This window comes from Paenibacillus sp. FSL L8-0436 (genome assembly GCF_038593025.1).
GTDB lineage: Bacteria > Bacillota > Bacilli > Paenibacillales > Paenibacillaceae > Paenibacillus_AQ.
In genome coordinates this window covers 6,466,357-6,487,994 of record NZ_CP151955.1, presented here as the reverse complement: position 1 = coordinate 6,487,994, position 21,638 = coordinate 6,466,357, and the positions used below count along the sequence as shown (strand labels likewise).

The 21,638-nt window shown below is 51.0% G+C and carries 17 protein-coding genes and 1 riboswitch; of the genes, 12 read left to right on the top strand and 5 right to left on the bottom strand.

Annotation, left to right across the window (positions count from 1 at the left end; all coding sequences use genetic code 11):
* Positions 1-36: 36 nt before the first annotated feature.
* Both NSS79_RS29970 and NSS79_RS29965 read left to right on the top strand, forming a co-directional pair.
* Positions 37-2,421, top strand: a complete 2,385-nt coding sequence (locus NSS79_RS29970; protein ID WP_342437264.1) for a glycoside hydrolase family 95 protein — start codon at positions 37-39, stop codon at positions 2,419-2,421.
* A 289-nt stretch (positions 2,422-2,710) separates the two neighbouring features.
* Complete coding sequence (locus NSS79_RS29965; protein WP_342437263.1) at positions 2,711-3,853, top strand: transglutaminase domain-containing protein; 1,143 nt, start codon at positions 2,711-2,713, stop codon at positions 3,851-3,853.
* A 104-nt stretch (positions 3,854-3,957) separates the two neighbouring features.
* Here the strand turns inward: NSS79_RS29965 and NSS79_RS29960 are convergent, their stop codons facing one another.
* Positions 3,958-5,352, bottom strand: a complete 1,395-nt coding sequence (locus NSS79_RS29960) for an amino acid permease (RefSeq protein WP_269322579.1) — start codon at positions 5,350-5,352, stop codon at positions 3,958-3,960.
* A gap of 254 nt (positions 5,353-5,606) precedes the next feature.
* Positions 5,607-5,817: riboswitch (Lysine riboswitch) on the bottom strand.
* A gap of 97 nt (positions 5,818-5,914) precedes the next feature.
* Positions 5,915-7,048 carry a virulence factor gene (locus tag NSS79_RS29955; RefSeq protein ID WP_342437262.1) on the bottom strand — a complete coding sequence of 378 codons (1,134 nt, stop codon included), beginning with the start codon at positions 7,046-7,048 and terminating at the stop codon, positions 5,915-5,917.
* 305 nt (positions 7,049-7,353) lie between these two features.
* Here NSS79_RS29955 and NSS79_RS29950 point away from each other — a divergent pair, with 305 nt between their 5' ends.
* Both NSS79_RS29950 and NSS79_RS29945 read left to right on the top strand, forming a co-directional pair.
* Entirely contained in the window at positions 7,354-8,349 is a 996-nt protein-coding gene (locus tag NSS79_RS29950; protein ID WP_342437261.1) for an MBL fold metallo-hydrolase, read from the top strand.
* Between the two features lie 201 nt (positions 8,350-8,550).
* Positions 8,551-10,176 (top strand): ATP-binding cassette domain-containing protein, encoded by a 1,626-nt coding sequence (locus NSS79_RS29945; RefSeq protein ID WP_342437260.1) that lies wholly within the window; start codon positions 8,551-8,553, stop codon positions 10,174-10,176.
* Positions 10,177-10,302: 126 nt separating this feature from the next.
* Here the strand turns inward: NSS79_RS29945 and NSS79_RS29940 are convergent, their stop codons facing one another.
* Positions 10,303-10,488 carry a hypothetical protein gene (locus NSS79_RS29940; RefSeq protein WP_038596607.1) on the bottom strand — a complete coding sequence of 62 codons (186 nt, stop codon included), beginning with the start codon at positions 10,486-10,488 and terminating at the stop codon, positions 10,303-10,305.
* A gap of 134 nt (positions 10,489-10,622) precedes the next feature.
* Between NSS79_RS29940 and NSS79_RS29935 the strand changes: the two genes are divergently transcribed.
* The gene (locus NSS79_RS29935; protein WP_342437259.1) at positions 10,623-11,492 is read left to right on the top strand and encodes a cation diffusion facilitator family transporter; all 870 of its coding nucleotides are present in this window, start codon (positions 10,623-10,625) and stop codon (positions 11,490-11,492) included.
* Positions 11,493-11,704: 212 nt separating this feature from the next.
* Entirely contained in the window at positions 11,705-12,787 is a 1,083-nt protein-coding gene (locus tag NSS79_RS29930) for a C40 family peptidase (RefSeq protein WP_342437258.1), read from the top strand.
* A 273-nt stretch (positions 12,788-13,060) separates the two neighbouring features.
* On the opposite strand, the gene NSS79_RS29925 is transcribed toward NSS79_RS29930, so the two are convergent.
* Together NSS79_RS29925 and NSS79_RS29920 are read right to left on the bottom strand one after the other, a co-directional pair.
* Positions 13,061-13,426, bottom strand: a complete 366-nt coding sequence (locus NSS79_RS29925) for a hypothetical protein (RefSeq protein WP_342437257.1) — start codon at positions 13,424-13,426, stop codon at positions 13,061-13,063.
* A 336-nt stretch (positions 13,427-13,762) separates the two neighbouring features.
* Positions 13,763-13,930 (bottom strand): DUF1328 domain-containing protein, encoded by a 168-nt coding sequence (locus NSS79_RS29920; RefSeq protein ID WP_038596600.1) that lies wholly within the window; start codon positions 13,928-13,930, stop codon positions 13,763-13,765.
* Between the two features lie 185 nt (positions 13,931-14,115).
* Between NSS79_RS29920 and NSS79_RS29915 the strand changes: the two genes are divergently transcribed.
* From NSS79_RS29915 to NSS79_RS29890, 6 genes are all read left to right on the top strand, one after another.
* Entirely contained in the window at positions 14,116-14,622 is a 507-nt protein-coding gene (locus NSS79_RS29915; protein ID WP_342437256.1) for a DUF948 domain-containing protein, read from the top strand.
* 36 nt (positions 14,623-14,658) lie between these two features.
* Entirely contained in the window at positions 14,659-15,192 is a 534-nt protein-coding gene (locus NSS79_RS29910; protein WP_342437255.1) for a hypothetical protein, read from the top strand.
* Between the two features lie 91 nt (positions 15,193-15,283).
* Entirely contained in the window at positions 15,284-15,631 is a 348-nt protein-coding gene (locus tag NSS79_RS29905) for a general stress protein (RefSeq protein WP_038596595.1), read from the top strand.
* Positions 15,632-15,852: 221 nt separating this feature from the next.
* Positions 15,853-17,019, top strand: a complete 1,167-nt coding sequence (locus NSS79_RS29900; RefSeq protein WP_038596593.1) for a fused response regulator/phosphatase — start codon at positions 15,853-15,855, stop codon at positions 17,017-17,019.
* Positions 17,016-20,684, top strand: a complete 3,669-nt coding sequence (locus tag NSS79_RS29895; protein ID WP_342437254.1) for a response regulator — start codon at positions 17,016-17,018, stop codon at positions 20,682-20,684. The genes NSS79_RS29900 and NSS79_RS29895 overlap by 4 nt, the downstream gene beginning before the upstream one ends.
* Positions 20,685-20,765: 81 nt before the next feature.
* Positions 20,766-21,635 carry a protein-glutamate O-methyltransferase CheR gene (locus tag NSS79_RS29890; protein WP_342437253.1) on the top strand — a complete coding sequence of 290 codons (870 nt, stop codon included), beginning with the start codon at positions 20,766-20,768 and terminating at the stop codon, positions 21,633-21,635.
* Positions 21,636-21,638: the final 3 nt, after the last annotated feature.

Sequence of the window (21,638 nt, the reverse complement as noted above, 5' to 3'; positions counted from 1 at the left end):
TTTGCTGTATTTTGAACTCATGGGGAGGGCAAGTAAATGAAGGAAGAGCTCAAGGAGCATCCTTGGAAATTAATATACAACCAGCCTGCGGCTATCTGGGAAGAAGCGCTGCCGCTTGGCAACGGACACATGGGGGCCATGGTATTCGGCGGCACAGCCAGGGAACGAATTCAGTTAAATGAAGATACGTTATGGTCCGGATTTCCCCGGGATACCAACAATTATGAAGCGCTCCGGTATTTGAAAAAAGCGCGGGGTCTGGTAACGGAAGGCCGTTATGCGGAAGCTGAAGCAACTATTAACGCCCGCATGCTAGGCGTAAATACGCAGGCCTATCTGCCGCTGGGAGATCTTTACCTGGAGCATGACGGTGCGGAGAATTTTAGCCATTATCAGCGTGAGCTGGATCTGGACAGCGGGATTGCCAAAGTGTCCTATCATACGGAGACGGGGCAATTTACCCGCGAAGCTTGGATCAGTGCACCTGACGGTGTATGTGTCATTCAGGCCAAGAGCAGTGTTAAGGGTGGCCTTCAGCTTGCACTCTCTTTGGACAGCCTGCTGAAGCACTCCGTGGAGCCAAAAGGAGAAAACGGGCTTGTCCTTAAGGGAAGCTGTCCTACACATATTGCGGATAATTATCATAAGGATCATCCAGGTGCCATTCTATATGAGGATGGGCTGGGTCTAACGTTTGAGCTTCACCTGCAGATAATTCTCACAGGAGGAAGCGTAGAGTACACAGATGGCAAACTTGTTATATCAGGGGCGGATAGTGCACAGCTGCTGCTTGCCGCTGGCACCGATTATGAGGAACTGAGAAGCAGAGCATCGCATCTCAAGAAGCACGGTACCGCAAAGAATGGAAACATTCTCAGCCCGGCAGAGAGCTGTGAAGCAAGACTGGCGGCAGCAGCTGCCAAGTCCTATGAAGAGCTGCGGGCTCGTCATACAGAGGATCACAAACGAATCTTCCGCCGGGTCGGTATGGATCTCGGCGGGCGGGAGAGAGACGGATTACCCACTGATGAGAGGCTCATGAAGTATAAGGCGGGACAGGAGGATCCTGCACTTGAAGCGCTGCTGTTTCAATATGGCCGCTATCTGCTGATGGGAAGCTCCCGTACCGGCACGCAGGCTGCCAATTTACAGGGGATTTGGAATCACCATCTGACACCGCCATGGAACAGCAATTATACAACCAATATCAATACCCAAATGAATTATTGGCTGGCCGAGGTTGGGAATCTAAGCGAACTCCATGAACCTCTGATCGATATGATCCGGGAGGTCAGTGAAACGGGAGCCCGAACGGCGGCAGTTCATTACGGAGCCCGCGGCTGGGTAGCCCACCATAATGTTGATCTGTGGCGCAGTTCTTCTCCTTCAGGCGGAGATGCCAGCTGGGCATTCTGGCCGATGGGCGGCGTGTGGCTGTGCCGCCATTTGTGGGAGCATTACAGCTTTAATCCTGACGCTGCTTATCTGGCAGAGACTGCTTACCCGCTCATCAAAGGGGCAGCATTGTTCTGCCTTGACTGGCTGGTGGAAGGTCCGGACGGTCTTCTGGTAACGAATCCGTCCACTTCGCCGGAAAACCGGTTTATGACGAAGGACGGCGAGCCGTGCAGTGTCTCGATGGGCTCCGCGATGGATATGAGCTTAATCCGCGAACTGTTTGAGCATTGCCTCCATGCTGTGCGGATTCTGGGCGTGGATTCCGAGTTTCAGCAGCAGCTGGAAGAGGCGCTCTCCCGGCTGTCTCCGCTCAAGATCAGCAATGACGGGCGCCTGCAGGAGTGGAACGAGGATTTCGCCGAATCGGAACCGGGACACCGTCATGTATCGCATTTGTATGGATTATATCCGGGAGAGTTCATCAATGGGCGGGATACTCCAGAGCTGTTGGAGGCAAGCCGCTTATCACTGCAGAAAAGGATCGCCTCGGGAGGCGGACATACCGGCTGGAGCTGTGCTTGGCTGATTAACCTTTATGCACGGTTGAAGGATGGGGAGGCCGCTTACGGCTTTGTCCGCACGCTTCTGTCCCGCTCGGCTTATCCTAACTTGTTTGATGCCCATCCGCCTTTTCAGATTGACGGGAATTTCGGCGCGGCTGCCGGTATCGCAGAAATGCTGCTGCAGAGTCATCTGGGTGAAATCAGCTTGCTTCCCGCACTGCCGGACGTTTGGAAGAACGGAAGCGTCAAAGGACTTAGGGCCCGGGGCGGCTATGAGCTGGATATCGAATGGAGGAACCATAAGCTGGTTTCTGCGGTCATTGCTGCCAGCCGTGATGGGATTTGCCGCTTGAATTATCAGCGGCAGGAGCTTAAGGTACAGCATCCTGACGGTACCTTATTGCCGGCAGGAAACGCCCTGGAAATGAAAGCGGGAGAAGTGTATCTGGTAACGGTTTGACGATCCATAACCATTGATGCATAATATTCGATTGAATCGAAGAGACACTGCCCCCTGGCAGAGATTATCTGAGGGGGCGGTTTTTTTGCGTGCATCTAGGAGCTTCCACTCAAAAAAAGCCTTATCCTCCGGGTGTGCCGGGCCGATAATAGTGAATATGAAGCTTTTTGGCGGAATAAATTAAGCTAACGTGGGGTTTAAGGTTGTGCGGAGTAAATGTTCAGCATCTACTATAAAAGTACAAACCAATAAGTGGGCTATTACTTACAGCAGGGGGCACAGAAGCGATATGGGAAAGAAGAAACAACTGCCGTTGATGAAGGCTGTTCTTGGAGGAATGCTGGTTTTTGCCGCGTTGCCGCCTGGTCTCTATTGGAGCTGGGGGCAGGCTTATGCTGCCGCTGATTCAGCATCACTGCGCTCGGTAACTGAAATGACGCAGAAGCTGACCGCTGCGATGAATAACCGCAGAGAGACCATAACCTTTGCTTATCAGGGGAAGACGTCCAAGTTGAAGGCTCAGGTACAAAGTGCGATAGATCAGGCGATGGGCAGCGACCCTTATTTATACTACACCATTGACAGTTACGCATTTTCCTACCGGGGGAGCAGCAGCTCGGCTAATGTGACAGTACAGGTGGAATACCGCGAGACGCTGCAGCAGACAGCTTTTGTAAATAAACAGGTGAAAGAGATCTTGAAGCAGATCATACTGCCGGGAATGAATAATCACCAGAAGATAAAGGCTATTCATGATTGGGTCGTGCTGCATCTGAAGTATGATAACTCCTACAGCAAATACACCGCATATGAAGGACTTCAGAGCGGCAGTGCGGTATGCCAAGGGTATTCGCTACTGACGTATAAACTATTGCTGGGCGCGGGGATACCCAATAAAATCGTTGAAGGAACGGCGAAGGCGGAAGGCAGAGCCGCCCAGTCGCATGCCTGGAATCTGGTGCAGCTGGAAGGGCGCTGGTACCACCTGGATACCACCTGGGATGATCCGACGCCAAATAAGGAAGGCGCTCTCAGCACGGCTTACTATATGAGAACCGATGCCCAGATGCGCCTTGACCACAAGTGGACCAAGTCATACCCTGCTTCATCCGTCGGCTACGCTCAAACGTTGTCTGAGCTGATCAGCCGCGGGGGGCCAAGCGTGGGTGTATATCAGGAGCTTGAGCGGAAGCTTGACTACAGTCTGTATCAGGAGGATTTGATTGTGGGCTCCGGCTCAGAGCTAATGCTGCTTGCCAAACAGGCCGTTGCCTCCGGCCAGGCGTCCTTGTTGTTCCGCTATGACGGCAGCGAGAAATCGCTGAAGACTGATCTTCAGGAACTGTATGCGCTTGGAATGGACCATCTTTCGTACAACAGCTCTCCCTTCGATAACACGGGCGATCTGAAGGTATATGTGACTTGGGAATAATAATTACAGAAAAGGGATGCCCTTCGCCATTTGGCGAAAGAGGCATCCCTTTGTTGCGTGAATAGGCGGTAACAGGTAGAATCCGCATAAATCGAGGAAGGATTCTACTCTGCGTGTGTGCTGAGATCGCATTTGTCGAGAGGGATGAGGCTGCTCTTTCTGAACCAGCCATAGCCCAGCCAAATCAAGAGGAATAGCGGCAGGCTGATATAAGAGACCAGAATGCCGTACCAATCTATTGAATCACCTGTGAAGGCGCCCATATTCTGTCCAAATACGGCAATCAGACATAACGCGAAGGCAAACAGCGGGCCGAACGGGAACCATCTGGCCTTGTAAGGCAGCTCATCGAGTGAATGTCCCTGCTTCACAAAGGCGCGGCGGAAGCGGTAGTGGCAGACGGCAATCCCCAGCCAGTTGATAAATCCGCACATCCCCGAGGCGTTAAGCAGCCAGTTGTACACAGCGCCGTCGCCGAAGAATGAGGCGAGGAAAGCCAGCATACCGACGGCGGTGGTTACGAGAAGGGCACCTACAGGCACGCCGCGGCGGTTCAGCTTGCCGAGGGCGCGCGGAGCCATGCCGTCCTTGGCCATAGCGTACAGGACGCGGGTGGAGGCGTACATCCCGGAGTTTCCGGCAGACAACACGGAGCTCAAGATGACAGCGTTCATGACGGAAGCGGCAATGGCCAGCCCTGCTTTATTGAAGACGATGGTAAAGGGGCTGACGCCGATATCATCAATGCCGCCACGCAGCAGATCGGGATTCGTGTAAGGAATCAGCAGGCCGATCACGAGAATGGCGAAGATGTAGAAAATCAGAATGCGCCAGAATACCTGACGGATGGCGAGTGGAACATTGCGGCGCGGATTCTCGCTCTCACCCGCGGCAACACCGACCAGCTCCGTGCCCTGGAAGGAGAATCCAGCGGCCATAAACACACCGACAAAGGCGAAGAATCCGCCGTGGAACGAGCTGCCACCGAGCTGGAAGTTGCTGAAGCCTACGGCTTCACCGCCCATGATGCCGAAGATCATGAGTACACCGACCCCCAGGAAGACAATGACCGTGATGATCTTGATAATCGCAAACCAATATTCTGATTCGCCGTAGCCCCGCGAAGACAGGAAGTTCAGGCCGAACATCAGCAGCAGGAACAGGAGACTCCAGAGCATCGAGGAACTCTCGGGGAACCAGTATTTAATGATGACGGTTGCTGCAGACAGCTCGGCGGCAATCGTAACCGCCCAGTTATACCAGAAGTTCCAGCCAATGGCGAAGCCGAAGGCGGGGCTGACGAACCGGGTGCCGTAGGTACTGAAAGAACCGGAATCCGGCAGATAGGTAGCCAGCTCTCCAAGGCTGGTCATCAGGAAATAAACCATAATACCAACCGCTGTATAGGCCAGAAGCGCTCCGCCTGGGCCGGATGAGGCGATGGCACCGCCGCTGGCCAGGAACAGACCTGTACCGATTGAGCCGCCTAAGGCGATCATTGTTAAATGCCTTGCCTTGAATGTTTTGCGCAGTGCCGTGGGGGCAGTGGAGCTGCCGTGACCCGCAGTCTGCTGCTTATCTCGCTTAGCTTGCATGAATAGGACACTCCTTCAGATGATCATGTTTCTGTTCATGAATAGGGAGTGCTGAGTCGCCGCCTTCCCTTTATAAGGGAGGGGGCATCCTGAAAGCGCAAAAAAAACCGCAGACGGATTCTGCGGTTTCCTGTATTACAGCCCCGCATCATACTCCCTGTTAAGATAGCGCAACACAGTGGCTGCCCGCGGTTTCTGACCGGCGGTGCACTGTGACAGTTCCGTGCCTTTCGGCGACGGCCCCAGTCTTGCAGCTGACAAGAGCGGCTGCAGAGACTTCGGCGGATATTCCTTTCGGCGGCGTTTCATAGACGGCTCTTTAACGTCTCCACGCGCGTACTCTTAATATTCGCGACCTCTACCTCATCTTAGGTATGATGAGGCTATCTTTATACTATGAACACAACAGGAATTAGTATAATGCAACTTGGCATCGCAAGCAATGACAAATATAGGAATGTTGGCGTCAGTTGCGGCGGCGCTCCGACATCTGCTGCCAGACGGTTCCGGCAGCTTCTTCACCGGAGGATATGCGTTCCAGCGCCATTCTGGCCTGGAGGCCCACCTCGAACTCCGGATCGTCCGCTGCCGCCTTCAGTGCCTCTTCGGCTTCAGCTGTGCCGACCTCATAGAGGAAACGTGCAGCCCGCCAGCGGACGAGCTTGCTGGCGTCTGTCAGCGACGCCGTCATCACCGGCGTCGCTGCCGGATCGCCGATGTCGGAGAGCGTATCGCCGGCTGTGCGCCGTACCGCCGGGGCGCTGTCTCTCATCGCCTCGTAGAGCAGCTCCATCGCCTCGGGCGTGCGAAGGTCGCCCAGGTACACGACCGCAAGCCTGCGGAGCTGCAGCTTGGGGTCGTGCAGCGCCGTGCGCAGCTCCGGCAGGAGCTCTGCCGTAGGAGCCAGATCCTCCAGCGCGGCGTAGCGCACGCGCCAATCCTCATGCTTCAGGTCTCGCAGCAGCTCGGCCTGATCCTTCTTCTGCCGCTGCTCGATGAACTCGCCGGCGGTCCCGTGCGCGATGGCCTGCTGCACGAGCGAGTCGAGGCGTTCCTGCGGATACGCCGCTTCCAGCTCCTGCTCCACCTCGCGCGCAATGTCGGCCGGCTCGCCGTAACGCACGCCGTAATCGGTGAGCTTGCGCTCCTTGATCATCACGGCGCTGGCCACATCCGTCACCGCCTGCGTGAAACGGGCGGCAAGGGCGATGCGCTCCTCACTCGCGCCCGTCTTGACGCGGATCTGAATCGGGATGCCGCGGAACATCTGCACGAATACCTGTGATTCTCCGAAGTGGGCACCTGCATTCTCATCGGCGAGGTCGAAATCCGCGCTTAGGCCGTCAGCGCCGAAACGGCTCTGCACCTCGCGGAGGATTGCCGCCCAATCGGCGCTGCCCTTGCGTTCAAGCGCGGCGAAATCGGCAGCATGATAAATGCTGGTGACGCCCGGAATGCTCAGCATATCCCGTGCCCAGGAGGGCGCGGTGCGCTGGCTTTCCGGTGTATAGGTCCGGCGTATTCCGGGCTCCAGGCTTTCATCCAGATGAAGCTTCATCGTATTTGGACTTGGAGTCGGTTCAATAAATGTGATCTTCATACGTTAGGCTTCCCCCTTGAACGGCATTCGTGCCGTGTTCTTTACCCGCATTTTACATCATTTCATGCCTCAAATCCAAAAGGGCTACCGGGGCAGCCGCTTAAGTCCAGGCGGAAGTGGGTAAAATTTGTACTAAATGTAAGGTGCGTCTGGCCGGACGCGCAGAGGTTGATCGTTGCTTTCTAGTTGACTGCAGCCTTGCTTTGCCCTTGGAATTTTGCAAATGACTATGCGGAATCATATAGTAAAGCTATTGAGCTTGCCCTGTAGTTCTTCCGGCAAGCCTTTTAAGGAGAGGTGCTGGAATGGCTAAAATCCGATACAATAACGTCGATAATGTCAGTACAGACAAAACGCTTAAGGAATTCCGCCAGTGGCGCGAGGAACGCCGCCGCAAGAAGAAGGATTATACCTATAAAGTGCCAAATCATCCGCCGCAGGTAGCTTATCTGGCCGGGAACCGGCTGGAGACCACGATTACCTGGATCGGGCACTCGACTTTTTTTCTGCAATATGAAGGGATGAACATTATTACCGACCCGATATGGGCGCGGCGGCTCGGCTTTGAGAAACGGATCGGCCAGCCGGGCATCCCGCTGGGTGAGGTTCCGCCGGTTGATCTGATTCTGATCTCCCACTCTCACTACGACCACCTTCATATTGCCTCCATCCGCAAATTATACCGGGCAGGTACAACGCTCGTAGTACCTGTGGGCCTGAAGCGGAAGATGCTGCGCAAGGGTTTCGCCAACTGCCTGGAAATGCAGTGGTGGGAGGAGCTCACGCTGGGGGCGGTTAAGCTTACATTTGTACCGACCCAGCACTGGACCCGGCGGACGCCGTTCGATACGAATTCGTCCCATTGGGGCGGCTATGTGCTGGAGCCTGCCGACCCCGGCAAACACCCGAAAGGGGAGGGGGACGGAGCAAAGCTGAAGCTTCCGCCGAATCTGTATTTTGCCGGAGACAGCGGGTTCTTTCCTGGCTTTAAGGAGATAGGCAGCCGGTTTAAGCTCCATGTCGCCCTGATGCCGATCGGGGCTTACGAGCCGGAGTGGTTTATGAATTCACAGCATGTGAATCCCGAAGAGGCGGTTCAGGCCTTTATAGATGTAGGTGCAGAATTGATGATCCCGATGCATTTCGGCACCTTCCGGCTGGCTGACGATACGGCGCGGGAAGCGCTGGACCGGATGGAGCTGGCCCGCGAGGCTCAAGGAATCCGTGCAGAGCGTATCCGCACTCTGGGTTACGGTGAAACATTGGTGGTGCATCCCGAAGAGCGTGATTCCCGCCAATAGCCCGGCCGGGCTATTGGCGAGCGCGGATTTTCCCGCAATTCGGCCTATTTGATGTGGGACGCTATACGGATCTCTGTATTTTGCCCGGAAACGTCCAGTTTGCTTGAAAAAGACGGCAAAGCAGTTCCTTCTTGGGCCTCTTTTGCTTGATTTTATGCTATAATGAGCCGAAACCCTAAGTGAAAAGGATGGTAATGCTTAATGATTAGCACAAGCGGCGTAACACTCCGCTACGGAAAACGCGCACTATTTGAGGATGTAAACATAAAATTCACACCCGGCAACTGCTACGGCTTGATCGGAGCGAACGGGGCCGGCAAATCGACGTTCCTGAAAATTTTGTCCGGTGAAATTGAAGCAAATATCGGGGACGTGCATATCACCCCCGGTGAACGACTGGCGATACTGAAGCAGAACCATTTCGAATACGATGAATTTTTGGTGCTGGAAACGGTAATTATGGGGCATACCCGTCTTTATGAGATCATGAAGGAGAAGGATGCGCTGTACGCCAAAAGTGATTTCACAGAGGCTGACGGACTGCGCGCCGGTGAGCTTGAAGGCGAATTTGCCGAGCTGAACGGCTGGGATGCAGAGCCTGATGCTGCCGCCATGCTGATCGGACTTGGTATTATGCGTGAAATGCATGACAAGAAAATGGCCGAACTCAGCGGCAACGAAAAGGTACGGGTGCTGCTTGCGCAAGCCCTGTTCGGACGTCCGAACAACCTGCTGCTCGATGAGCCTACCAACCATTTGGATCTTGAATCCATCGGCTGGCTGGAGAACTTCCTTATGGACTACGAAGGCACCGTTATCGTCGTATCCCATGACCGTCACTTCCTGAACAAGGTATGTACACATATTGCGGACATCGACTTTGGCAAAATTCAAATGTATGTCGGCAACTACGACTTCTGGTATGAGTCCAGCCAATTGGCCCAGGCCCTGCAGCGTGACTCGAACAAGAAGAAGGAAGACAAGATGAAGGAGCTGCAGGCATTTATCCAGCGTTTCTCGGCCAATGCCTCCAAGTCCAAACAAGCGACTTCGCGTAAGAAGCAGCTGGAGAAAATTACTTTGGACGACATCCGTCCCTCCAACCGGAAATATCCGTTCCTCAACTTCAAGCCGGAACGTGAAGCAGGCAAGCAGCTGCTTACCATCAGCGGGCTGAGCAAATCCGTTGAAGGCGAGAAGATGCTCGATGAAATCAGCTTTGTGGTGAACAAAGGGGATAAGATCGCTTTTGTAGGTCCATATTCACAGCCTAAATCACTGCTGTTTGATGTCATCATGGGTGAGAAGGAAGCGGATGCCGGTGAATATGCATGGGGGGTAACAACAACCCAGGCCTATTTCCCGAAAGACAACTCCAGCTATTTCGACGGGGTAAACATGAACCTGGTAGAATGGCTGCGCCAATATTCCAAGGATCAGGATGAAACCTTCCTCCGCGGATTCCTCGGCCGGATGCTGTTTGCCGGTGAAGAAGCGCTGAAGAAAGCAAGCGTCCTGTCCGGAGGCGAGAAGGTCCGCTGTATGCTGGCCAAAATGATGCTGAACGGTGCGAATGTGCTAGTGTTTGATGAGCCTACCAACCACTTGGATCTGGAGTCTATCACGGCGCTGAATAACGGGCTGATTGATTTCGACGGAACCATTTTGTTCACTTCGCATGACCATCAGTTCATCCAGACGATTGCCAACCGCATCATCGAGATTACCCCTACCGGAGTTATCGACCGCTCGATGAGCTATGATGAATATTTGGAGAACCCGGAAATTAAGGAAATGCGCCAGCGCATGTATCCTGTGGAAGCTTAAGAGATAACTGAAAGAGTGAACAGTAATTCGTTCATAGCAAAACGGCTGCGTTACCCCTTATGAGGGATAACGCAGCCGTTTATGTTCAAATACAGTGTGAAATGCGACTTGCACATGCCATAATTCCTAAGAACCACCTGTACGGCGGCGCTGATTGTTTGGCTTCTTGTTATTTTGACTCTTTAGCGGCTTCGCTGAACCGGCTTGAAAGGAAGAACCCGGTTTAGCGGATGACTGCTGTTTCTTCTGTTCCAGCTTCTGGCGGATGGCATCAGCCAAGTTGATCTTTGGTTTATCATTACTTTCGCTCATTATGTTAACCCCCTTATAAAGCAAGTCCTTTACTTTATTCTAATTGTTTTTAAATGCAGTCACAAGGGCAAGAATAAATCAAAGCATGATTTACCGGAGGGGCAGTAAAGAAACCGGGTATAGGGGGGCAGGAATTGGCTGATATTTATGAAGATATACGCAAAGGTGAACGGGGGGCCTTGATCAGCATTATTGCTTATCTTATTCTGTCCGCCTTAAAGCTGGTCAGCGGGTACTTGTTCGCTTCCAGTGCGCTGCTTGCAGACGGATTCAATAATCTGACGGACATTGTCGCTTCACTTGCGGTACTAATCGGGCTGCGCATCTCGCGGAAGCCGCCTGACTCGGATCATACGTACGGGCATTTCCGCGCCGAGACCGTAGCTGCATTACTGGCATCCTTTATTATGGCTATGGTCGGAATTCAGGTTATTGTAGAAGCGGTCCGGTCTTTATTCGAAGGAGCCAAGGAGGTGCCGCAGCTTTGGTCAGCAGGTGTGGCGGTAGTGTGTGCGGTTGCCATGATGGGGGTCTATATCTATAACAAGCGGCTGGCGAAGCAGATTAACAATAGTGCACTCATGGCTGCGGCTAAGGACAATTTTTCCGATGCCATGGTGAGTATCGGTGCTGCTGTTGGGATCGTTGGCGCACAGTTCGGACTGCCGTGGATCGATTCCGCTGCTGCGGTTGCTGTCGGTCTGCTGATTTCCAAGACAGCTTGGGATATTTTTCGTGATTCGACATACCGTTTGACTGACGGCTTTGATGAAGATAAGCTGCTGGATTTGCGCAGCACGATTGCCCGGACGCCGGGTGTGGAAGGGATTAAGGACCTCAAGGCCCGTGTTCATGGAAATCAAGTGCTGGTGGATGTTGTCGTGGAAGTGGATGCCGAAATCACCGTATTGGAAGGTCATGAGATCAGCGATTCCATTGAAGATAGAATGAGCAAATTGCATAATATAATGAATGTGCAGGTCCATGTAGAACCTAAAGGTTAAAAATCCTTAATTTCTTCTAGTTATCTGTAATTTCCACCAAATCCAAGGAGGATTCAAGACTATAGACCTGGTACTTACCATAAAGTGGCAAGCTTTTTTGTGAAATTTGGAGCATGTTCCAATTCCCGGCTAAGCCTATAATGAGGGCAGAAAGCAACAAACGTAGCGCGCGCCGTTGTTGATTTTCTCATTTTGCTAAGCGGGGGAACGCTATGATCACATCACATAAGCAGATTGCGGCAACGTTACTGGTCTCAGCATCACTTGCAGTATCATTGGGAGTTTTCAGCCCGCAAAAGGTGCAAGCAGCTTCGGTTTCTTCAGATTTCGCAGTGACAGCAACGTCTGGATTGACCGGTACTATACAGTCTTCAGTTCGTCTGCGCACGAACGCTTCCACAAGCGGTAGTGTGCTTCGTTATTTAAACGAAGGTGAACAGGTAACAATTGTGGAACAAACGAACAGCTATTGGTACAAAGTCAGAACTTCGGATGGAACTGTTGGTTATACCAGCGCGGGAGAGCAGTACATTCGAGTGGTTCCGGGATCTGGAAATACATCCTCCGGTCAGACAGGGGTTATACAAGCTTCGGTCCGTCTTCGGGAACTGCCTTCTACAAGCGGAAAAGTACTGGGGTATTTAAATAGAGGCGATCAAGTAGCTATTCTGGAAGAAACGAACAGTTACTGGTACAAAGTAAAAACTGCAGACGGAACTGTAGGCTATACAAGTGCTGCAGACCAATATATCTCGGTAGGTGGCGGAACGTCTACTCCAGCACCAACGCCAGTGCCGACACCAACACCGAATCCAACACCAGCGCCAGCGCCAGATCCAACGGCTCCGTCACAATCAGCAGTGATTGAACGGGTCATTGCCGCGGGCATGGGTTATCTTGGAACTCCTTATGAGTTCGGATCAAGCAGAAGCGACACGAGCACTTTCGATTGCTCCGACTTTATCCGGCAGATCTTCATAGATGCAGCTAATTTGAAACTGCCTGCTGATTCACGTCAACAGGGAGCCTGGGTACAGCAGAACAGCAACACTGTCACAGATATTTCCGCCCTGAAACGCGGGGATCTGATGTTCTTCATGGATTATAAAGGAAATTCAGTTTCTGCTTATGCAGGCATGGACAAATCTGCGGCAAGAATTTCACATGTAGCCATGTATCTGGGTGACGGACAAATGCTGCAAACGTATTCCGTATCTTCAGGCGGGGTACGGGTAGATAAATTAAGCGCTTCTTGGGTGAACCGTTTCCTTTACGGAGGTTCGGTCATCCGCTAAATATAAATGCATACAGGAAGCGACAGCATCGCAAGTTTGTGACGGGTGAACTAGGGCGGATGTTTTGTGGGGCTATCCCATCAGTAGAATTTTCTGCTGAGGGATAGCCTTTCCTGTGTTTAGGGCATGCAAGAAAAAAAGCCCGGCAGGACTTTTGAATGTCCGCAGGCTGTTTCACTATACACCCTCATAAGGGTGTATCTATACTAATAAGGCAAGTCCCCGCATGGCTATGTATGAGTGTGGGAGCGGGGCGCTGCTTGTAAAACTGATTTATGGAGTGATTACATAAGCGGAGGCGGGAACCTTAATCCAGCGCATGCCCAACCAGGTGTATATCTCTCTCCATTCATTGCCGTTCGAATCAACCAGGATATTTCCTGTAGTGTCAAGGGTTTGAGCGCCGAGAAAACCATTAGCAACAGGGCTGTTCATGGAAGCGTAGAAAGGTGTTGCTTTTGTCAAAATAATCTGAGGTGTTGCTGGTCTAAGGTCTGATTGTGTGATTACTGTCTCAAACCGGGGGCTGTAAGTTGTTTCCGTTACAGTTGTTGTGTTGGTTACTTCTGCAGCTGAAGCCGTTGCGGCTATGGAAGCCATAAGACCCATTGCTACTGTTAAGCTGGCTAGTTTTTTCATTGTGATTCCTCCCAGAGTTGGTGTTGCTTATTTACCATGTTTGCGATGTGTTAATAAGGATATAAACAAAAAGTGGATACAATGAACCAACCCCTTTGTTTTTTTATGAAAACTATCGTGAACAGAGGAATGAAGGCGACTTACGGGTGACATTCCGAGTGGAAAGGCCTATACTTTCTGCATGGTGAATATGATGTATGGAGGAAAAAGGGAGGGGGGATCTCTGGCATAATCAGACAGCGGCAACCGCTATACATAAATCAGACCCGAACTCCTTTTCGGAGTCCGGGTCCTTAGTACCTGAAATGTGATGTCGTTATTAATGTTCTTTTACAGTTACAATGATCTTCCTCTGCGTCCTGTAAAGAGCGAAACTATGAACAGCACTAGGAAGATGAAGAACAATACTTTAGCGATTCCTACTGCCGCCCCTACGATATTAAAGAAACCGAATACACCGGCAATCAATGCAATTACCAGCAGAATTACTGACCATTTCAACATGTGATGTCATCCTTTCTGTGTAGTGATGTAGTCATTGTTTAAACGGGGCGATCCCCTTTGAAACAAAATAGGAGAGGTAGTCTTTAAGTCGCTTGACAAGCTGTTTCGGCCTAAGTAAGTAAGGGTAACTATGCAGTATCAAGGCAGAGCAAGCCGACATTTATGATTTGGAAGGGGTTTTCGTAATGATCATTGAACTTAGCGTTGCACTTGTTGCGATTGCATTCACCGTACTTGTTTTCTTTTTAATTAAAACCTTAAAATCAGCGAAAGAATCCCTCGACAAGGTCAGCCAGACTCTGCAGGAAGTCCAAAAGACGGTGGATGAGCTTACTTATGAAGTGAAAACAACCGTCAGACATGCCAATGAGATTACGGCGGACGTTCAGGGCAAGATTCAAAAGATCGATCCTATTATGGATTCAGTGAAAAATCTTGGCGATGTAATGAACGAATTGACACTTACCGTGAAGCAGGTATCTGTGACTGTGATTGAGAAGTACCGGAAATCACGTGAGCTTAAGGAGAAAGCCAAAGCCGTCTCCATAGAAGATGCTCCGCTGACACCTGCCGAAGAACGTACAGTAAAATCCTATGATGCCGCATATGCCAAAAAAGGTCCGGGGAAAATAGGAATGGCGCTTAAAGGCGTTGACGCTGCAGCTACTATATGGCAAAAATTCCGGCATTAACTAAGTAGGCGGCAGTGAGAAAGGCGGGATGATTTCATGAACATTGTCATTCTTTTGCTAAGTCTTCTCTCTCCATATCTAACACCGTCTCCGCAGAAGGAGCATGTTCCTGCCGCCCTTTTTACCGTGCAGCCGCCAGTGGTGCTGGCCATTGAACGCAGTATGGGGGTAAGTCCTTATATCAGCAGCTTTAATTCTTTGGCAGGGGCATCCCTTTATATGTCGGAGGAAGAACTGCTGCTGGCTAAAGGTTCGCCGCTTAGTATTGCTCCTGATCCCTGGCAGGAATGCCTGGAGTATCAATACCCCGATATGTCGGCAGGAGTTTGTGAAGGGGTCGTGCTATATGTTCACGTAACGCCGGCACAGGCCGGGCAATACGGATTGCAGCTGAATGAAGAAAAACTGGATCCGGCACGAAACAATTTTCAAGAGCTGCTGGGAACTCCGGATTTTGTAGCTGAAGACGGCGATGTATATTTAAGAGGAAATGCTGCGCTGAAGATTTACCGCAATCCGCAGACAGGAGAGTGGGAGGGTATCGATTTATTTGATGGAAATTCCTCTTGACCTGTTTCACGGTCCGTAAATAAGGTTAATGAAGGAACAGTTGTCTTATCAGGCATTATCCTCATTAATCTAACCATAGGAGCGTGATTTCATGGATTCAATCGGTACACAGGCGTATGCCAAGCTGCTGGAAAATGGTGTTCAGGCGATCGAAGAAGTGAATCGGCTGCGCAGCAGCGGCTATTCCAGAGATGACATTTATGTCATTAGCCACGATCAGGACCGTGAGGGCCGTATCGTTGATGCTGCAGATACTAATGAGGTCAGTCTCAGTGAAGAAGGGTTATTTGGCGCGATTGCCAATCTTTTCCGTTCGCGGGGGGATGCGCTCCGTTTCAAAATTACTTCGCTGGGTTTTAGCAGCGCAGAAGCAGGCTTCTACGAGAAAGAGCTTGATTCAGGCAAGGTTCTCGTCATCGCCAAAAGAAACCCGCAATAAACGCCGGTTTGTTGTATGAGAACCTATAGCCCGATAGCGTAACCTCCAGCTCCACTATAATTAGTGGGGCTGGAGGTTACTTTGTTGAATGCTGATACAATATATTACTCTCCTGGTAGATTGTTGGTAATTGGAAAGACGGCGTTCAAATATCGTATGATAGAATTATAGATGTGAGGGATTTGTACGGCTCTAATACTAATCGTGCGAGGTGAAGATGCTTGAGAATTTTAATCGTAGATGACAACCCGACTAACGTAATCATTATCCGTGAAATCCTGAAAAAAGAAGACTATCGAAATTTTATAACAGCATCATCCGCCAAAGAAATGCTGAAACTGCTTGGCATTGGAGGCGAAAAGAAAGGACCGCAGCAGTCGGATATCGATTTAATTCTGCTGGATATGATGATGCCAGAGATGGATGGAATCGAGGCTTGCCGTGTGGTTCAGCAATATGAGCATCTAAGGGATATTCCGATTATTATGGTTACCGCTGTGGGGGATTCCAAGAAATTGGCGGAGGCACTGGATGCCGGAGCTGTGGATTATGTTACGAAACCGATCAACAAGGTTGAACTTATGGCGCGTATCCGGCTGGCGCTCCGCCTTAAGCGGGAGAAGGATTGGCATAAAGAACGGGATCAGCGGATGCAGGATGAATTGAAGCTTGCAGCACTTGTGCAGAATGCTGTACTCAGTTTGCCGATTACGGATGAGGTTTTGGAGGCGCATGCCATCTATCAGCCTTCCGCTGAACTGGCTGGGGACCTGTATGCCTGGTATCCGCTGGGAGACGGCAGGTATGCTGTGATCCTGCTGGATATGATGGGACACGGGATCTCCTCGTCGCTTTTCTGTATGTTCCTGGCCTCTGTGCTTAAGGATACTGTGACTACGTATGTGGAGCCAGAGAAGGTAATTCAAGAGCTGAACCGGCGGTTTAACCAGCTCTATATCGAGAAACAGCTGGTCCAGTATTACTTTACCGCGATTTATCTTGTGATTGATACGCGAATGAAGCGAATTGACTATGTAAATGCCGGACATCCGCCGGCGCTGCTCTTTGAAGGCAACGCCAAGAAACCAGTGCTGCTGGAGAGCAACTGCCATCCGGTCGGGTTGTTCGACCGAATTGATATTCAGCCGCAGAGTTTGAGTTTCGAAGAGGAAGGGCATCTGGTAATGTACACTGATGGTCTGCTGGAAATGGCCCCAGGTGAACAGGAAGAGCAACTGGACTTTATGATCGGAAATCTGAACGGGGACCACGAATGGCGTGAAGAGGTTATGCAGGAGGCTTTTTTCACAGATGAAGCGGATCAGGAACGTGATGACGACAAATGCCTGGTGTGGATCACGCTGAAGAAAGGAACGGATAAGGAATGAAGATAAAGGCCAAGCTGCTGATCGGCTTCAGCGCGATGCTGGCAATTATGTTGGCACTTACGCTGATTGGATACGATCGGCTTAATTATATGAGCAACCAGCTAGACGGCTTTCAGGACAGATACAGCAAAGGGCGTGCGATCTCCGGACTTCGGGGCGAAGTCAATGATATGGCGCGGATCCTGACCACATCGATGCTGAATGCTGATACGCTGTCTGTGGAAGCCCAGAAAACTGAGATAGACGGCAAAGTTATCAAGGCGGAAGGGTATTTGAAGACCATAGAAGCTTCGATGAGTGCTGCGGAGGAAATGGAGTTTTTGAGCCGGATTAAGAAAGCTAATTCCGCTTACCTGAACTATCAGAATAAAGCGTTGGAGATGCTTACAGCCGGTTATTTTCAGAATGCCAACACCTACCGCAACGCAGAGGGACAGGCCATTCAGAACGAGGTGCTGGACAGTCTGAATGCCCTCGCTGATTACAATGCCTATCAGATGACCGAAGAAAATGCCACCGCGCAGAAAGCTTATGAAAGATCCATTCAAATGGTAATGATGATTATGATTGTTGGGCTGCTGCTTGGACTTGGTGTCGTCCTTTGGGTGATTCCAAGCATTACGCGCGGTCTTAATGTCGTTTCCATGATGATTACCAGCTTCGGAAACGGCAAGATGCGGGCAATCCGCAGGCTCAAGGTAGTCTCTAAGGATGAAATCGGTGATGTAGCCCGAGTATTCCAGGAGATGGCAGAGGACATCGAACAAAAGCAGCAGCTGGAAAAAGCTTATGCGCAGGCTCAGAGCGATCAGGCCTGGCTGAATGCGAATATCGCACAGGTAACAGAATTGCTGCGCGGCGTCAGTTCACTTAATCAGGTGTCGCAGACCTTTATCAACGAATTCACTCCTGTGCTGGGAGCCCAATACGGTGCGGTTTATTTGAAGGATAGCAACAATCCTAATCTGCTCACTGCCAGCGGCTATTATGCCGGTGAAGGGGGCGACAAGCCGAAGGAAGGGTTTGAAATCGGCCAAGGGCTTGTCGGACAAAGCGCCCTGGATAAGAAGCCGATCAAACTCACAGAGGCTCCGGACGATTATATTTCCATTTCCTCAGGGTTTGGCGATTCCCATCCTCAACATATATCTATTTATCCGTTGTTGTTTGAGGATGAACTGCTTGGCGTTGTTGAATTTGCCTCCTTTACGCCATTCACCGCGCTGCAGAATGAATTGCTGCATCAACTGACGAATAATCTTGGTGTCATCCTGAACAATATCAGCCGCAGACTCGTGGTGGAGGAGCTGCTGCGCGAATCACAGGCGCTCACGGAAGAACTGCAGTGCCAGTCGGAGGAGCTGCAGACCCAGCAGGAAGAACTTCGCCGCTCCAACGAGAATCTGGAGGAGCAGACCGATGCGCTTAAACGTTCGGAGGAGCTGCTGCAGCGGCAGCAGGGAGAGCTGGAGCACTACAATAGTGAACTGGTATCCAAAACCCGCGCGCTGGAGGATCAGGTCCAGGAGGTTGAAGAGAAAAAGGATGAGATTGAGCACGCCCGTGTCCAGTTGGAGAAGCAGGCGATGCAGCTTGCTGTAACGAGCAAATACAAATCAGAATTCCTGGCCAACATGTCCCATGAGCTGCGGACTCCGCTGAACAGTCTGCTTATCCTTTCACAGCTGCTTACCGAGAATAAAGAGGGTAACCTGTCGGAAAAGCAGGTTGAATTCGCGCACACGATCTATATGTCCGGTGCGGATCTCCTGAAGATGATTGATGAAATTCTTGATCTTTCCAAGGTTGATGCAGGGAAGATGGAGCTGAATTATGAAGAAGTTCCGCTGACGGAGCTCAAAACCTTTGTGAAACAGAATTTTGCCCCTCAAGCCCTTAAGAAAGGGCTGTCTCTGCGTCTTTCCTTTAATGAGCCGCTGCCGGACAGTTTATTTACAGACAGTCATCGCCTGAAGCAAATTCTGCGCAATCTGTTGTCTAATGCCTTTAAATTTACCAGCGAGGGTTATGTAGGATTTGAGGTAAGCCGTGCAGTGCCTGCTCAATTACCGTCCTTCCTTCCGCCGGAGTATGAGTATATTTCCATAGCTGTGAAAGACAGCGGTATCGGGATTCCTGCAGACAAGACAGATATCGTATTTGAGGCGTTCCAGCAAGTGGATGGGACGACCAGCCGCAAATATGGCGGCACCGGTCTTGGCTTGTCGATCAGCCGTGAGTTAGCACGGCTGATGGGCGGGGCCATCGGGCTGGAGTCGCGTGAGGGGCAAGGTAGCACGTTTACGCTGTATCTGCCGGTCCAAGGGAATTACAGCCTGCTTCCAGGGGCAGTTGAGGTGGCGGCGGCCCAAGAGGCGGCGACACTGGCAGAATACGTGGAGGAACTACAACCTGCTAAATCCGGAGATGTCATACCTGCCCCGCTTCACCCAGTGATAGTTGAGGATGACCGTGAGAATTTGACGGCAAACGATAAGGTTCTGCTTATTGTTGAGGATGATGAGAGCTTTGCCAAAATATTGCTCGATATGGCCCGCGGACGCGGTTTCAAGGGATTGGTGGCGCTGCAGGGGGATATCGGGCTGCAAATGGCTAAATCCCATCTGCCGGATGCGATTATTCTGGACATCCAGCTGCCGGTTATGGACGGCTGGGCGATACTCAGAGAGCTCAAGGGCGCATCACAAACGCGGCATATTCCTGTTCATGTCATCTCTGTAAATGATGAGATGAAGCAGGGCCTAATGATGGGCGCGATGGCTTACTTGAGAAAACCTTCGACCCGGCAGGCACTGGAGCGGGCATTCTCACAAATTGAGAGCTACACAGCCAGTACCCTGAAGCATCTGCTGATTGTCGAGGATGATGAAATTCAGCGCCGTTCCATTATGGAGCTTATCGGCCATGATGATGTCGCCATTACGGCGGTTTCAACCGGACAAGAAGCGCTCGGTGAACTGCGTAAGCAGAAATACGACTGCATGGTTCTTGACCTGATGCTTGACGATATGAACGGCTTCGAACTGCTTGATCAGATCCGCGATGATGAGGAACTGAATGATCTGCCGATCATTATCTACACAGGCAAGGATCTGGACAGCAAGGAAGAGACGCAGCTGCGGAAATATGCCGAGTCGATCATTATCAAGGATGTGCGCTCGCCGGAGAGACTGCTGGATGAGACTACCCTATTCCTCCACCGGGTGGAAGCTAATCTTCCGGAGGATAAGCGTAAAATTCTGCAAAAGCTGCACAATAAAGAAGAACTGTTTGAAGGGAAAAAGATTTTACTCGTGGATGATGATATCCGCAACGTATTTGCCCTCTCCAGTGTGCTGGAAGAATACCACATGGAAGTGAAGTTCGCAGAGAATGGCCGTGAAGCACTCGATATGCTGGTCGAACAGGAAGATTTTGATCTCGTGCTCATGGATATGATGATGCCGGAAATGGACGGATATGAGGCGATGCGCCGGATTCGCCAGATGCCGCAGTATCATAAATTGCCAATAATCGCGCTTACGGCCAAGGCGATGAAGGAAGACCGGGCCAAGTGTATTGAAGCGGGAGCTTCGGATTATATGAAGAAACCGATCGGTACCGATCAGCTACTTTCTTTAATGCGCGTTTGGTTGTATTCGTAAGCGTAAATTTGGGGTAATAGCATTACAGCACCAACAAACAAGAGACCGGAAATACGGCAAATGCAAGGGAGCCTTGATAACATGACAGCTATGGAACGGGGATATGATGAGGAGCTCACCCAATCGGGAAGCAAGCAGGAGCTGGAGCAGATTGAAATTGAGCTGCTTCTGAGCGGCGTGCATCGCTTGTACGGATATGATTTCAGAAATTACGCCATGCCTTCTTTGAAACGGCGTATCTGGCATCACGTCCATGCCGAGAATGTGCCGAGCATATCTGCGCTGCAGGAGAAGGTGCTGCATGACCGCGCCTGCTTTGAACGGTTCGTCTACAGCCTTTCCATCCCCGTGACGGAAATGTTTCGGGATCCAGGCCTCTTTTTAACTTTCCGCCAAAAGGTGATCCCGTTGCTGAGGACTTATCCTTATATCAGGATCTGGCATGCAGGCTGCTCCACTGGCGAAGAGGTATACTCCATGGCGATTCTGCTGCACGAGGAAGGGCTCTACGACAAGGCGCGCATCTATGCCACTGATATGAACGAACGCTCGCTGCAGCAGGCTAAGGAAGGCGTATATGAGATCGGTAAGATGAAGCAGTATACCAAGAATTATATGGAGGCGGGCGGGACCCGCGCATTCTCTGAATATTATACAGCGAAATACAATTCAGTCATTCTACAGCCGTACTTGCGTAAAAATATTATCTTTGCAGAGCATAATCTGGCAACAGACACCTCATTCAACGAATTTAATGTCATCTTTTGCCGGAATGTCATGATCTATTTCAATGATGAACTTCGCGACCATGTGCACGGCTTGTTCTATGAGAGCCTCAGCCGGTTCGGAGTCCTGGTGCTCGGTTCCAAAGAATCTATTCACTTCACCAAGTATAGCGACAGCTACGAACCACTGGATAGAGTAGAAAAAATCTATCGTAAGAACAAATAGCGG

Excerpts from the sequence above, each read along its gene's own strand:
- NSS79_RS29970 (WP_342437264.1), top strand. The coding sequence starts at position 37 with ATGAAGGAAGAGCTCAAGGAGCATCCTTGGAAATTAATATACAACCAG.
- NSS79_RS29965 (WP_342437263.1), top strand. The coding sequence starts at position 2,711 with ATGGGAAAGAAGAAACAACTGCCGTTGATGAAGGCTGTTCTTGGAGGA.
- NSS79_RS29960 (WP_269322579.1), bottom strand. The coding sequence starts at position 5,352 with ATGATCGCCTTAGGCGGCTCAATCGGTACAGGTCTGTTCCTGGCCAGC.
- NSS79_RS29955 (WP_342437262.1), bottom strand. The coding sequence starts at position 7,048 with ATGAAGATCACATTTATTGAACCGACTCCAAGTCCAAATACGATGAAG.
- NSS79_RS29950 (WP_342437261.1), top strand. The coding sequence starts at position 7,354 with ATGGCTAAAATCCGATACAATAACGTCGATAATGTCAGTACAGACAAA.
- NSS79_RS29945 (WP_342437260.1), top strand. The coding sequence starts at position 8,551 with ATGATTAGCACAAGCGGCGTAACACTCCGCTACGGAAAACGCGCACTA.
- NSS79_RS29940 (WP_038596607.1), bottom strand. The coding sequence starts at position 10,488 with ATGAGCGAAAGTAATGATAAACCAAAGATCAACTTGGCTGATGCCATC.
- NSS79_RS29930 (WP_342437258.1), top strand. The coding sequence starts at position 11,705 with ATGATCACATCACATAAGCAGATTGCGGCAACGTTACTGGTCTCAGCA.
- NSS79_RS29925 (WP_342437257.1), bottom strand. The coding sequence starts at position 13,426 with ATGAAAAAACTAGCCAGCTTAACAGTAGCAATGGGTCTTATGGCTTCC.
- NSS79_RS29920 (WP_038596600.1), bottom strand. The coding sequence starts at position 13,930 with ATGTTGAAATGGTCAGTAATTCTGCTGGTAATTGCATTGATTGCCGGT.
- NSS79_RS29915 (WP_342437256.1), top strand. The coding sequence starts at position 14,116 with ATGATCATTGAACTTAGCGTTGCACTTGTTGCGATTGCATTCACCGTA.
- NSS79_RS29910 (WP_342437255.1), top strand. The coding sequence starts at position 14,659 with ATGAACATTGTCATTCTTTTGCTAAGTCTTCTCTCTCCATATCTAACA.
- NSS79_RS29905 (WP_038596595.1), top strand. The coding sequence starts at position 15,284 with ATGGATTCAATCGGTACACAGGCGTATGCCAAGCTGCTGGAAAATGGT.
- NSS79_RS29895 (WP_342437254.1), top strand. The coding sequence starts at position 17,016 with ATGAAGATAAAGGCCAAGCTGCTGATCGGCTTCAGCGCGATGCTGGCA.
- NSS79_RS29890 (WP_342437253.1), top strand. The coding sequence starts at position 20,766 with ATGACAGCTATGGAACGGGGATATGATGAGGAGCTCACCCAATCGGGA.